The organism is Bacillus sp. FSL R5-0431, assembly GCF_038002985.1.
Taxonomy (GTDB): Bacteria; Bacillota; Bacilli; order Bacillales; family Bacillaceae; genus Bacillus.
In genome coordinates, this window is the sequence record NZ_JBBOOG010000001.1 from 682,566 (window position 1) to 695,857 (window position 13,292).

Annotated in this window: 9 protein-coding genes; 6 read left to right on the plus strand and 3 right to left on the minus strand. The window is 41.2% G+C overall.

The annotated features are described in order from the left end of the window. Nucleotides 1-3 precede the first annotated feature (3 nt). Both gatA and gatB read left to right on the plus strand, forming a co-directional pair. The gene (gene gatA, locus MKZ03_RS03290) at nt 4-1,461 is read left to right on the plus strand and encodes an Asp-tRNA(Asn)/Glu-tRNA(Gln) amidotransferase subunit GatA (protein ID WP_034664650.1); all 1,458 of its coding nucleotides are present in this window, start codon (nt 4-6) and stop codon (nt 1,459-1,461) included. Nucleotides 1,462-1,474: 13 nt separating this feature from the next. Continuing rightward, a complete protein-coding gene (gene gatB / locus MKZ03_RS03295) occupies nt 1,475-2,905 on the plus strand; it encodes an Asp-tRNA(Asn)/Glu-tRNA(Gln) amidotransferase subunit GatB (protein ID WP_034664646.1) in 1,431 nt (476 codons plus the stop codon). 181 nt (nt 2,906-3,086) lie between these two features. Here gatB and MKZ03_RS03300 read toward each other — a convergent pair whose 3' ends face one another. Then, nucleotides 3,087-3,932, minus strand: a complete 846-nt coding sequence (locus tag MKZ03_RS03300) for a TetR/AcrR family transcriptional regulator (protein ID WP_307499191.1) — start codon at nt 3,930-3,932, stop codon at nt 3,087-3,089. A gap of 131 nt (nt 3,933-4,063) precedes the next feature. Here MKZ03_RS03300 and MKZ03_RS03305 point away from each other — a divergent pair, with 131 nt between their 5' ends. After that, the gene (locus tag MKZ03_RS03305) at nt 4,064-7,288 is read left to right on the plus strand and encodes an efflux RND transporter permease subunit (protein ID WP_340971942.1); all 3,225 of its coding nucleotides are present in this window, start codon (nt 4,064-4,066) and stop codon (nt 7,286-7,288) included. Nucleotides 7,289-7,318: 30 nt separating this feature from the next. On the opposite strand, the gene MKZ03_RS03310 is transcribed toward MKZ03_RS03305, so the two are convergent. Next, complete coding sequence (locus MKZ03_RS03310) at nt 7,319-8,272, minus strand: nucleoside hydrolase (RefSeq protein ID WP_034664636.1); 954 nt, start codon at nt 8,270-8,272, stop codon at nt 7,319-7,321. A 181-nt stretch (nt 8,273-8,453) separates the two neighbouring features. On the opposite strand from MKZ03_RS03310, the gene MKZ03_RS03315 reads away from it, so the two are divergent. Both MKZ03_RS03315 and rlmD read left to right on the plus strand, forming a co-directional pair. Then, complete coding sequence (locus MKZ03_RS03315) at nt 8,454-9,362, plus strand: diacylglycerol kinase (RefSeq protein WP_034664632.1); 909 nt, start codon at nt 8,454-8,456, stop codon at nt 9,360-9,362. A gap of 60 nt (nt 9,363-9,422) precedes the next feature. Next, the gene (rlmD, locus tag MKZ03_RS03320) at nt 9,423-10,802 is read left to right on the plus strand and encodes a 23S rRNA (uracil(1939)-C(5))-methyltransferase RlmD (RefSeq protein ID WP_340971944.1); all 1,380 of its coding nucleotides are present in this window, start codon (nt 9,423-9,425) and stop codon (nt 10,800-10,802) included. A 170-nt stretch (nt 10,803-10,972) separates the two neighbouring features. Here rlmD and MKZ03_RS03325 read toward each other — a convergent pair whose 3' ends face one another. Next, nucleotides 10,973-11,530 carry a hypothetical protein gene (locus MKZ03_RS03325; RefSeq protein ID WP_334750912.1) on the minus strand — a complete coding sequence of 186 codons (558 nt, stop codon included), beginning with the start codon at nt 11,528-11,530 and terminating at the stop codon, nt 10,973-10,975. Nucleotides 11,531-12,318: 788 nt separating this feature from the next. On the opposite strand from MKZ03_RS03325, the gene MKZ03_RS03330 reads away from it, so the two are divergent. Beyond that, on the plus strand, nt 12,319-13,290 hold the full coding sequence (locus MKZ03_RS03330; RefSeq protein WP_034664624.1) for a tRNA dihydrouridine synthase: 972 nt from the start codon (nt 12,319-12,321) through the stop codon (nt 13,288-13,290). Nucleotides 13,291-13,292 lie beyond the last annotated feature (2 nt).

The window sequence follows — 13,292 nt, forward strand, 5'->3', positions numbered from 1 at the left end:
GACATGTCACTGTTTGATCACAAAATTTCTGAATTAAAAGAGCTTTTACATAAAAAGGAACTGTCTGTTTCTGATTTAGTGGACGAGTCTTATAAACGAATCAATGAAGTAGACGGGAAAGTACAAGCATTCCTTGCACTGGACGAAGAGAAAGCTCGTGCGTATGCAAAGGAATTGGACGAGGCAGTTGGTGAAAAGGACGAGCTTGGTCTATTGTTCGGTATGCCAATCGGTGTGAAAGATAACATCGTCACAAAGGATTTACGTACAACAGCATCTAGTAAAATCCTGCAAAACTTTGACCCTATTTATGATGCAACGGTTGTCAATCGTCTGAGAGATGCGGAAGCAGTCACAATCGGTAAATTAAATATGGACGAATTTGCGATGGGATCTTCTACAGAGAACTCAGGCTACAAAGCAACGAAAAACCCGTGGAATTTAAACACTGTTCCAGGTGGATCAAGTGGTGGCTCAGCAGCTTCTGTTGCAGCAGGTGAAGTACCATTCTCACTTGGATCAGATACAGGCGGTTCGATTCGCCAGCCGGCATCATTCTGCGGAGTTGTGGGACTGAAGCCGACATATGGCCGTGTATCTAGATACGGTTTAATTGCATTTGCTTCTTCATTAGATCAAATTGGGCCGATTACGCGTAACGTAGAGGACAACGCATACGTACTTCAAGCGATTGCTGGCGTCGATCAAATGGACGCAACGAGCGCAAATGTCGACGTCCCAGATTTTCTTTCTTCATTAACTGGAGACATCAAAGGCATGAAAATTGCAGTGCCAAAAGAATACCTTGGAGAAGGTGTTGGCGAGGAAGCAAAAGAGTCTGTTCTCAAAGCGTTAAAAGTATTAGAAGGACTTGGTGCAACATGGGAAGAAGTGTCTCTGCCGCATTCTAAATATGCGCTTGCGACTTACTACTTACTGTCTTCTTCAGAAGCATCCGCGAACCTTGCGCGCTTTGATGGCATCCGCTATGGCTACCGTACAGATAATGCAGACAACCTGATTGATTTATATAAAAATACACGTTCTGAAGGCTTTGGTAACGAAGTGAAACGCCGCATCATGCTTGGGACATTCGCTCTTAGCTCAGGATATTATGATGCATACTATAAGAAGGCGCAAAAAGTCCGTACATTGATCAAAAAAGACTTCGAAGATGTTTTTGAAAAGTATGATGTCATTGTAGGGCCAACAACGCCAACTCCTGCATTTAACATTGGAGAAAAGACAAGCGATCCACTGACTATGTACGCGAACGATATTTTAACGATCCCTGTGAACCTTGCAGGCGTTCCAGGAATCAGTGTGCCTTGTGGATTTGCAAATGGTCTTCCGTTAGGACTGCAAATCATTGGCAAGCACTTTGATGAAGGAACGGTTTACCGCGTGGCTCACGCTTTCGAGCAAGCAACAGATCATCATAAAGCAAAACCTGAACTGTAAGGGGTGAATCAGAATGAACTTTGAAACGGTAATTGGACTTGAAGTCCACGTTGAGCTAAAAACACAATCGAAAATTTTCTCCAGCTCGCCGACACCTTTTGGTGCAGCTGCCAACACGCAAACAAGTGTCATCGATCTTGGATATCCTGGCGTACTGCCTGTATTGAACAAAGAAGCGGTGAACTTTGCAATGAAAGCAGCAATGGCGCTAAATTGTGAGATCGCAACAGATACAAAATTTGACCGTAAAAACTACTTCTATCCTGATAACCCAAAGGCGTATCAAATTTCTCAATTTGATAAACCGATCGGTGAAAACGGCTGGATTGAAATTGAAGTAGAAGGCAAAACGAAACGAATCGGTATTACGCGTCTCCATTTGGAAGAGGATGCAGGTAAACTGACGCATACAGGCGACGGATATTCACTTGTCGATTTCAACCGTCAAGGCACACCGCTTGTTGAAATCGTATCTGAGCCAGACATTCGCACACCAGAAGAAGCGTATGCTTACTTAGAAAAACTAAAATCTATTATTCAATATACAGGCGTATCTGACTGTAAGATGGAAGAAGGCTCACTTCGCTGTGATGCCAACATTTCACTTCGTCCGATCGGCCGTGAAGAGTTTGGAACGAAAACAGAGCTCAAGAACTTGAACTCGTTTGCTTTCGTACAAAAAGGTCTTGAATTCGAAGAGAAACGCCAAGAGCAAGTATTGCTATCTGGCGGCTTGATCGAACAGGAAACTCGCCGCTATGACGAAGCGTCTAAAAAGACGATCCTTATGCGTGTCAAAGAGGGCTCAGATGATTACCGCTACTTCCCAGAACCAGATTTGGTGGAGCTGTACATTGATGACGAGTGGAAAGAACGCGTAAGAGCATCCATTCCAGAGCTTCCAGACGAGCGCCGCAAACGCTACATCGATGAGCTTGGACTTCCTGCATATGATGCCATGGTGCTGACGCTGACAAAAGAAATGTCTGATTTCTTTGAAGCAACCATTTCAGAAGGTGCAGAAGCGAAGCAAGCTTCAAACTGGCTAATGGGTGAAGTATCTGCCTACTTAAACTCTGCTCAAAAAGAGCTGGAAGATACAAAGCTAACGCCGCAAGGGCTGGCTGGCATGATCCAACTCATTGAAAAAGGAACGATTTCCTCTAAGATTGCCAAAAAGGTATTCAAAGAGCTCATTGAAAATGGAGGAGACGCAGAAACAATCGTCAAAGAAAAAGGACTTGTCCAAATTTCTGACGAAGGTGCACTACTCAAACTTGTCACAGAAGCACTTGATAACAACCCGCAATCCATCGAAGACTTTAAAAATGGAAAAGACCGCGCGATTGGTTTCTTAGTCGGACAAATCATGAAAGCATCGAAGGGACAAGCAAACCCGCCGATGGTCAACAAGATTCTCCTAGAAGAAATCAAAAAACGCTAAATAGCAAAAACCGCCTCATGAGAAGAGGCGGTTTTTTTGCTTGAAAGGACAGGGTCTTATCATAGATTCAGACCACCGCCGTATATCAATTCGGAGATTCTTTTCTTATAATGAAGTATAAGCGAAAGTGCACATTCGAAGGGGGATAAAGGTGAACTAACCGGAAAAACAGCACGTAATATTATTGAAGAAACAGCTTCAATTGTTCCACTACTTTTAAGACAGCAGGGTCCTCACACTTTTCTAAATTCGTCAGCATCCCTTGAATGACTGGCTTACGAGGCTCAGCTTTCGCCAGTTCTTCTTCAATGACTTCAATGGATACAAGGGTATCATCAGAAAGCAGATGCTCAAGCTTTAACAAACGAAGCTCCTCTTGAAGGGAAGCAGCACTCGGCGCTTCATCGTCCCAAATGGTCTGCTTCAGGATCGGTTTCGTCTGAGAACGAAGCAAGCCTTGGACCAAATCATCGAATCGTTCGAGTATAAAGGAAGAAAGCTCATCAAATGATAATTGCATCTGATCTTGTAAAAGCAGGACCTGCACATACGATTGGATGATTCCTTGAATCATGACTGACAGGTCAGTTATATATGGTTCGATCTCCTGTCCATAAGTGGTCAAGATGGAAATTTGAATTTCATCATTCATTTGCTTTTTCACTGTTTTTGAATACTTTTTAATTTGCTGGTTTTCTGGAATAATGTTCTCGCTGAGGATCAAAATGATAAAATCCTTGTTCTCAGCAAAATGCTGAAACTGTTCAGCGATTTGTTTCTGGAAGATCTTTCTCGGCGCGAGATGCTGATTCTCTTTTCGAATCGTTTCAATACTTTGCATAGACGTGTCGATATAATATTCAAAGGCTCGATTGAAAAGCTGTTCTTTTGATTTGAAATGTAAATAAAATGCGCCTTTTGATATTCCGCACTCATCTGCAATTTCCTGAATGGTCGTAGAAGAAAAACCCTTTTTCGCAAACAACTGGATGCTTACTTTAATGATTTTTTCTTTTTTTTCGTTCATGAAATAAGGCCCCTTCAGCTTTAGAATGTTACGTCAAACGCAAGTGAAATGGTTGACGGCATTGTATATCACCGTTTATTATGATATAGAATGACCAGTCAGTCAATACATAAAGGAAAATGGAGGACATAATGAATTCGATCATCAATTTTGTATTAAAGAATAAGTTCGCTGTATGGCTCATGACGATTATCGTAACAGTTGCTGGTCTATATGCCGGATTGAATATGAAACAAGAATCAATCCCGAATATCAACACTCCAGTCATTACGGTTTCTACAACGTATCCTGGCGCAACGCCGGACGAAGTATCAGATAAGGTGACCGACCCAATTGAGAAGTCTATTCAAAACCTCAACGGAGTCAATGTGGTCACATCCAATTCATTTGAAAATGCCTCATCTATTCAAATCGAGTACGACTACAACAAAGACATGGATGAAGCAAAGAAGGAAATTGAAGATGCGATTAGCAATATCAATTTTCCGGAAAATGCAGAAAAACCAAAAATCGCACGCTTTAGCATTAACGCAATTCCAATCTTAGCAATCAGTGTCTCTGGTGATAAAGAATCATTAGAAGACCTTACACAGAAAGTAGAAAACGACCTTGTTCCTTCCATTGAAGGATTAGAAGGTGTCTCTTCTGTCGAAGCTTCAGGACAGCAAATCAAAGAAGTAGAATTTTCTTTTAAACAAAAGAAATTGAAAGAATACGGTTTAGATGAAGAAACCGTCCAAAACATGATTAAAGGCTCTGATGTCAATGTACCATTAGGTCTATACACATTTGGCAACAAACAAAAATCAGTTGTCGTGGACGGCAATATTTTAAGCGTCAAAGATTTGAAAAACATGCGAATCCCTGTCACACCAAGTGCAAGCGGCGGTGCGGGAAGCGCTGGAGCTGGAGCACCATCTAGCAGCGCTGAAAACCCAGGTGCGCAAGGTGCGGAGCAGCAGGCTGGAAATGCAAGTCAGCAACAGGCAGCAGCTCAGCAGCAAACTGGTGGAGGAGCAGCAAGCGGTCAATCTGTAGAGCTGCCGACGATCAAGCTTTCTGAAATTGCGGATATTAAAGTAGTAAAAGATGCAGAATCGATCTCTAGAACGAATGGAAAAGACAGCATCGGTCTGCAAATTGTCAAAGGCTCTGATGCCAATACCGTGAGTGTGGCAGAAGAAGTGACAAAAGAGCTTGAGAAATTCAAAAAAGACAACAAAGGAATCAAAGTAAGCACGACATATGATCAAGCAGAGCCGATTAAAGAGTCTGTCAGCACAATGCTAAACAAGGCAATCATCGGAGCAATCTTTGCGATCATTATCATTATGTTGTTCCTTCGAGATATCAAATCAACATTAATTTCGGTCATCTCCATTCCGTTATCTCTGTTGATTGCTGTTTTATTATTAAATCAGTTGGATATTACATTAAATATCATGACACTTGGTGCCATGACCGTCGCCATTGGGCGTGTGGTCGATGACTCGATTGTGGTCATAGAAAATATCTATCGACGAATGGCGTTAAAGGATGAACCGTTAAAAGGCAAAGCACTCGTCAGAGAAGCCACAAAAGAAATGTTTATCCCGATCATGTCTTCGACGATTGTGACGATTGCGGTATTCTTACCGTTAGCATTAGTAGGTGGAATGATTGGTGAACTATTCATCCCATTTGCTCTAACCATTGTGTTTGCTTTACTTGCTTCACTGCTTGTCGCCATTACGATTGTTCCAATGATGGCACACAGTTTATTTAAAAAGAACCTGTACGGCACAGCGAAAAAAGTAAAAGAGCATAAACCAAGCAAGCTTGCTGGCGGTTATAGACGTGTACTCAATTGGACACTGAACCATAAATGGATCACATCAGGAATTGCCATTCTTATGCTCGTCGGAAGCTTATTCTTAGCACCACTTGTCGGTGTCAGCTTCTTACCACAGGAAGTAGAAAAGACGGCAATGGTGACATATACACCTGAGCCGGGACAAACGAGAGAACAAGCAATTGATGAAACGAAAAAAGCAGAAGAATATTTGATCAAACGTGACCATGTCAATACTGTTCAATATTCACTAGGTTCTTCAAATCCCATGACAGCAAGTGTAGGGGGGAACTCTAACGGTGCGTTATTCTTCGTACAATATGACGATGACACGCCAAACTTTGATAAAGAAAAAGATAAAGTGACGAAAGCCCTGCAAGATAAAACGTCTAAAGGGGAATGGAAATCACAAGACTTCTCGTCTGCTGGCGCAAGCAATACCATAACGTACTATGTCTACGGCGACAAAGTAAGCGATATTGAAGGCACAGTAAAAGATGTCGAGAACATCTTAAAAGATGAGAAAAACCTAAAAAATGTCAGCACAAGCTTATCTGAGAAATACGACGAATATACGTTTAATGCAGATCAAGAAAAACTGGCGAAGCTAGGTCTAACTGCTTCACAAATCGCTCAAGCGATTGCCCCTCAAAATAGTGAAACAACACTAACGAAAGTCACAGAAGACGGCAAAGAACTTGATGTGAAGCTTCAAACCGAAAAAGACGAATATAAGAGCAAAAAAGATTTAGAAAATAAAAAGATCACAACACCAACAGGACAAGAAGTCCGGATTGGTGATGTCGTAAAAGTAAAAGATGGTACGACAGCAAATACGGTGACAAAACGTGATGGAAAAATCTACGCAGAAGTGTCTGGTGACATGACAACAGACAACGTCTCAAGTGTGACACAGGATGTTCAGAAGAAAGTCGACAAGCTTGATGTGAAGTCTGGCGTAACGATTGACACAGGCGGCGTAAGTGCGGATATTGAGGAATCCTTTACACAGCTTGGACTTGCAATGCTTGCAGCGATTGCCATTGTGTACCTCGTTCTCGTCATCACATTTGGCGGAGGTCTTGCACCATTTGCGATTCTCTTCTCACTTCCATTTACGATTATTGGCGCACTCGTTGGATTGTTTTTAGCAAAAGAAACCATCAGCTTAAACGCTATGATTGGATTGCTTATGCTGATCGGTATCGTTGTGACAAATGCCATTGTGTTGATTGACCGAGTGATTCATAAAGAAAAAGAAGGTCTTTCAACAAGAGAAGCTTTACTTGAAGCAGGAACAATAAGATTACGTCCAATCTTAATGACTGCACTTGCGACGATCGGTGCACTGCTGCCACTCGCATTAGGATTTGAAGGCGGAAGCCAGATCGTATCAAAAGGACTTGGCGTGACCGTGATCGGCGGTTTAACAAGTTCTACACTTCTCACATTGGTCATCGTCCCAATCGTGTATGAAATTTTAAGCAAGTTCAGACGTAAGAAAAAGTACGCTGAAGAAGAATAAGAGGAATCCCCGCTCATTGGCGGGGATTTTTTATGTTGAAATCTGACAAACAGCTTTTCTCATGAGCTCTTCAAATGCTTGGAAAAAGGCATCACGATCGACATGGTCAATGACTTGTATTGACTTTCCATCTGGATGTTCTGCGGTGCGCCCTTGCTTTGGCGTTTCGGTATAAACGATCGCGCTCACTTCTTTTGAATGGGTAAATGATGAAGAAGCAAGCGTCATCGTTGTGAGTACGTCCCATAAGTAATATGTCGAATTTGTTTCATGATGAATGAGCGGTGGACAAAAGGCGTAGCACTGCCCAATAAAATCAATCCCAATGTGAGAACGAAGGGAAGCCCAGCGCTGACGCACATCAAGTGTAAGTGGAACTTGATTTGTGCTTTCAAGTGCGACCATATCAATAGGAAAGCGTTCCTTGAAGACAGTGCTGACAGCATAAGGGTCCCAAAAAGCATTCCATTCTGCTGTCCCATCATGCTCGGGTTCCTCCACATTCCCTTTTTCAAGAAACGTACCGCCCATCCATACCAATTTTTCAATTTTATTAGAGATGGAAGGATCTTCTTCTAATGCACGGGCAAGATCTGTGAGCGGCCCTGTAAAGAGTAGCGTGACAGGTTCGGCTGCCTTTTTAACGGTTTCGATTAAATGAAGGTGTGCTGGAAGCTTGGACACGTTTGTATCAACAGTGCCTTTCTCGTTTAAAATAGGTAAGGCATCTACATAAAAAGCATGCATGCGCCACTCTTTCGGAAAAGGATTGACGCCTCTAGAATTTGAAGCAGCGACTTCAATTTCATAAGGGCTAAATCGATCAATGATTTTTTGAGATGCACTGAGAGCAGGCTCTAAATAACAATCAGCAGGAATGACAGACGTCCCAATCACTTTCAGGTGTTCCATTTGAAGGAGAAGAAACAACGAGACGAGATCATCAACACCGCCATCATGATTAAAATAGACAGGCTTTTTCATCGCAAACCATCCTTTACAGCGTTTTCTTTTATCTTATCAGAATGCTTTCTTGCTGAGGGTAATGTGGCAGGAGATTTCTCATATTAGCTGGTTGTTCTGTTGCCATTTTCAAATCTCATAGTATAATTAAAGGTTGTTAGTGGTGAAAATAGATTGCATAATGAATATAGGATGATGATGAATGAAACGTGCTCGAATTATATACAATCCGACATCTGGGCGTGAACTCTTCAAGAAGAATTTGCCGCAGGTTTTGCAAAAATTTGAACAAGCTGGCTATGAAACATCTTGTCATGCAACGACATGTGCAGGAGATGCGACACAAGCAGCTGAAAAAGCCGCACAGAGAGACTTTGATTTAATTGTAGCAGCAGGTGGAGACGGCACGATCAATGAAGTCGTCAACGGACTAGCACCGCTTGAAAAAAGACCGAAACTAGGAATCATTCCAGTTGGAACAACAAATGACTTCGCAAGAGCACTTGGAATTCCACGAGAAGGTGTTTTAAAAGCAACAGATGCCATTATAGATGGTGTAGCGAAGCCGCTTGATATCGGTAAAGTCAATGGCCATTATTTTATTAATATTGCAGGCGGCGGCCGGTTAACAGAGCTCACTTATGAAGTGCCTAGTAAGCTGAAGACAATGCTTGGACAGCTTGCTTATTATTTAAAAGGCATGGAGATGCTTCCTTCGATCCGCCCGACAGAAGTCGAAATTGAATATGACGGCAAATTGTTTCATGGAGAAATCATGCTGTTTCTTGTTTCACTCACAAATTCAGTAGGCGGCTTTGAAAAGCTAGCGCCAGATTCCATTTTAGATGATGGAATGTTTGACCTGATTATTTTAAAGAAGGTCAATTTAGCAGAAGCCATTCGAGTAGTCAGTCTTGCACTTCGAGGCGAGCATATTCATGATAACAATGTCATCTACGCAAAAGCGAATCGCGTGAAGGTAGATGTAAAAGATAAAATGCAATTAAATTTAGATGGCGAATTCGGCGGCATGCTGCCAGGTGAATTTGAAAACCTGTATCGTCATATTGAATTTATAGTGCCAAAAGCAACAGCTGAAAAAATAGGGTAGAGATTGAACTTGGTTCCTTATGGCGCCAAGTTTTTCTTTGCAAATGAGGTGATAAAATTGGTGAAAATGAAACCGCCTGTTGAAAAGAATGAATACTACAATGTAACCTTCGAAGACTTAACGCACGAAGGTGCAGGTGTAGCGAAAATTGAAGGGTTCCCTGTCTTTGTACCGAATGCCCTTCCTGACGAACAAGGGAAAATCAAAGTCACACGTGTCAAAAAAGGATTTGCTTTTGGACGACTCATGGAGCTGACAAAAGAAAGTCAGCATAGGCAAGATGCGCCATGTCCTATCTATAAGCAGTGCGGAGGCTGTCAAATTCAGCATATGAGCTATGAAGGCCAGCTGCTATTTAAACAGAAACAAGTAAAGGACGTTTTAGAGCGGATCGGCAAGCTTGATATGAGCCGTGTAAAAGTTCATCCTGTACTCGGCATGGAAGACCCTTGGAATTACCGAAACAAAGCACAAGTTCCAGTTGGCGAACGAGAAGGCGGACTTGTTGCAGGATTTTATCAGCAACGTACCCATGAAATCATCGATATGGAAAAATGTTTGATCCAGCAATCAGAAAATGACGAAGTGGTACAGGCAGTAAAAGACATATGCAATGCGTTTGGCATCAAAGCATATAACGAAGAGCGACACAAAGGGTGGCTGCGTCATGTGATGGTTCGCTACGGTATTGCAACAGGTGAAATGATGGTAGTGTTTGTTACTAGAACGGCTGACTTTCCGCAAAAGCAGCAGGTGATTGAGCAGATTATAGCACGCTTCCCACACGTTCGGTCAATTGTACAAAACGTGAATTCAAAGAAAACAAATGTCATTTTCGGAGACGAAACAACCGTTTTATGGGGAGAAGAATACATTTATGACACGATTGGCGACATCAAATTTGCCATTTCAGCCCGCTCGTTTTATCAAGTGAACCCAGCTCAAACAAAGGTGCTTTACGACAAAGCCCTTGAATATGCCGAGCTGCAAGGAGAAGAAACTGTCATCGATGCGTATTGTGGAATCGGTACGATTTCCTTATTTCTCGCACAAAAAGCAGGCAGAGTATATGGCGTAGAAATTGTGCCAGAAGCGATTGAAGATGCAAAACGCAACGCTGCCTTAAACGGGATCAATAACGTCGAATTCGCAGTCGGCGAAGCAGAAACCGTCATCCCAAACTGGTACAAAGAAGGCATCAAAGCAGACACCCTCGTCGTCGATCCGCCAAGAAAAGGCTGTGACGAAGCACTGCTTGATACGATTTTAAAGATGAAACCAAAACGAGTTGTGTATGTGTCCTGTAATCCTGGGACGCTTGCTCGTGATTTGCGTATTCTTGAAGATGGTGGGTATGTGACAGAGGAAGTACAGCCTGTGGATATGTTCCCGCATACGAGTCATGTGGAGTGTGTGGCAAGTCTTGTGATTAATCATTAATGTATTGAAAGACATCCCGATTTCGAGAAAAACATCGATATCAGGATGATGCATAGGCCTTCTGCTGATAGCATCTATGGTCCAAAGATTAAAGCAGCAGTGTTAGAAAAGCGGTATAAAATAATATCTATTAGTAAATAGCCCCCTGTCCTTTATTGGATGGGGGGCTATTATCCTATGTTTTTCTGATTTTTTTGATCAAGCGCAGAGGATATAATATCAAGTCCGATGTATAAGAAACTAACAAAGAAAGATAAAATCAATACACCATTTCCCCATATAGAAACTTCAATTTTCTCCAAATTTAGTACATATTTAATCGTGAAGTAAATAAGAGCCCACGAAGCAAAAAATTCTAAAATATAAGTTATCCATATTGGGACCTTCAACAAAAAAATGATTCCTTTCCCTATAAATAAAACTATAAATGACCAAAAAATCACGATGATGCTGACTAACAATGAAAAGGTAATCAAAGAGAAAAATGAATCATAAGTGATGTATTCACCGAAAAGAAAATTCACTCCCAATGAGACTAGATAAAGCATAACAGTTGGAAGGGCAATAATGAAACTTAGGGAAAAAAATATTAGTAAAATAAGAAGAACGGCAGCAATAGCGCCAGGGGCTTCATCTACAACGTTTTTCTTTCTTAAAAAAGTATAGAGTATGATAGACACTAAAAGGAGTATTAAAAAAGTCAATGAAATCACGTAAGAAAAAGACATGAATACCTCCATAAAAAAGCGCTATTAGAAACTAATAGCACTTATTGTTTATTTAAACAAGATTAAAAATGAATTTTGCCAAAGTTTTAGTAACATCTCTAGGAGAGCCTATTTAAGCATTAGTGAACTGTTTTTCTGTCCACTTTTCCCCTTTATCCATTACTTTTGCGATTTGGCAGAATTCTTTCTGATCTAAGCAGCAACTTTTTAGGAAAACCAGTGAAATATTTCTAAAATTCGTATAGGTCTTTTAAGAAAATCACTCTTATTATGCAATACACAAAAATTGTAACAAAAACCATATTAAGAATGAATTGTATCTTAGTACTGTATTTTATATAATGTGATATATTTTGAATAGAGAATATCTAAAGTTGAAAAAGTTATGTATCAGTGTAACAATTTTTTCTGTGTTATTCGCTGCCGGTTGGTCGCTTGATAAAATCATTACTTCTAATACTTATCATGTAACAGAAAAGGCAATTACAATTTAAAAAGCCCCTGCATAGGGCTTTTTTTATTTGAATATCTTTTTTATTAGTTTGCCAGATGCATTACCTGCTGCCCGTCGCATGACACGTTTTCCAGTAGTACCTTTTTGAACGGCGTTTACGTCTTCTCAAATTTTTGATATTTTATAAAGTGCTGATAGCATTTTGTTAATGTTCATTTTATGCTCCTTTTGCGTTGAATCCTTACTAAAGTATATAATGATAAAAATTGCTGAAAGATTTTATAGAAGGACATGCCCTTTAAGGCGCTATGTCATGAGAGGAATTGGATGAAAGATGAGTAAAAATTTCTGGCGTGATTTACCACGGCCATTTTTTATATTAGCACCAATGGAAGAAGTGACAGATGTTGTGTTTCGTCATGTTGTGAGTGAGGCGGCGAGACCTGATGTGTTTTTTACAGAGTTCACGAACAGCGAGAGCTATTGCCATCCGGATGGTATTCAAAGTGTGAAGGGGCGTTTAACCTTTACAGAGGATGAACAGCCGATTGTTGCTCATATTTGGGGAGACAAGCCTGAGAACTTTAGACAAATGAGCATTGGAATGGCGGAGTTAGGGTTTCAGGGTCTTGATATTAATATGGGCTGTCCTGTTCCGAATGTCACGCAAAACGGGAAGGGCAGTGGATTGATTCTACGCCCAGATGTTGCGGCAGAGCTGATTCAGGCTGCAAAAGCTGGGGGATTACCTGTCAGTGTGAAAACAAGACTTGGTTTTACAGAGGTCGATGAATGGCGTGGGTGGCTCAGACACATATTGGAGCAAGACATTGTGAATTTGTCTATCCATCTTCGTACAAGAAAGGAAATGAGCCAGGTGGATGCTCACTGGGAGCTCATTCCTGAGATAAAAAAACTTCGTGATGAAGTAGCACCTGATACGCTTTTAACGATTAATGGTGATATTCCTGATCGTCAAACGGGCTTAAAGCTCGCTGAGCAGTATGGAGTGGACGGTGTGATGATTGGGCGTGGGATTTTCCATAATCCATTTGCCTTTGAAAAAGAACAGAAGGAGCATACGAGTGATGAGCTGCTAGGCCTTTTAAGGTTGCATCTTGATCTTCATGATCAATATTCATCACTAGGCTTGCGTCCATTCAAGGCACTGCACCGTTTCTTTAAGATTTATGTGAAAGGATTCAGAGGAGCGAGTTTCCTAAGAAATCAATTAATGAACACATCATCAACAGATGAAGTGCGTGCAATGCTGGATGAATTTGAAGCGAGAAATAAAGAACAATAACG

Bases quoted from the DNA above. Each gene is read 5' to 3' on its own strand.
- gatA (WP_034664650.1), top strand. From the start codon at position 4: ATGTCACTGTTTGATCACAAAATTTCTGAATTAAAAGAGCTTTTACAT.
- gatB (WP_034664646.1), top strand. From the start codon at position 1,475: ATGAACTTTGAAACGGTAATTGGACTTGAAGTCCACGTTGAGCTAAAA.
- MKZ03_RS03300 (WP_307499191.1), bottom strand. From the start codon at position 3,932: ATGAACGAAAAAAAAGAAAAAATCATTAAAGTAAGCATCCAGTTGTTT.
- MKZ03_RS03305 (WP_340971942.1), top strand. From the start codon at position 4,064: ATGAATTCGATCATCAATTTTGTATTAAAGAATAAGTTCGCTGTATGG.
- MKZ03_RS03310 (WP_034664636.1), bottom strand. From the start codon at position 8,272: ATGAAAAAGCCTGTCTATTTTAATCATGATGGCGGTGTTGATGATCTC.
- MKZ03_RS03315 (WP_034664632.1), top strand. From the start codon at position 8,454: ATGAAACGTGCTCGAATTATATACAATCCGACATCTGGGCGTGAACTC.
- MKZ03_RS03325 (WP_334750912.1), bottom strand. From the start codon at position 11,530: ATGTCTTTTTCTTACGTGATTTCATTGACTTTTTTAATACTCCTTTTA.
- MKZ03_RS03330 (WP_034664624.1), top strand. From the start codon at position 12,319: ATGAGTAAAAATTTCTGGCGTGATTTACCACGGCCATTTTTTATATTA.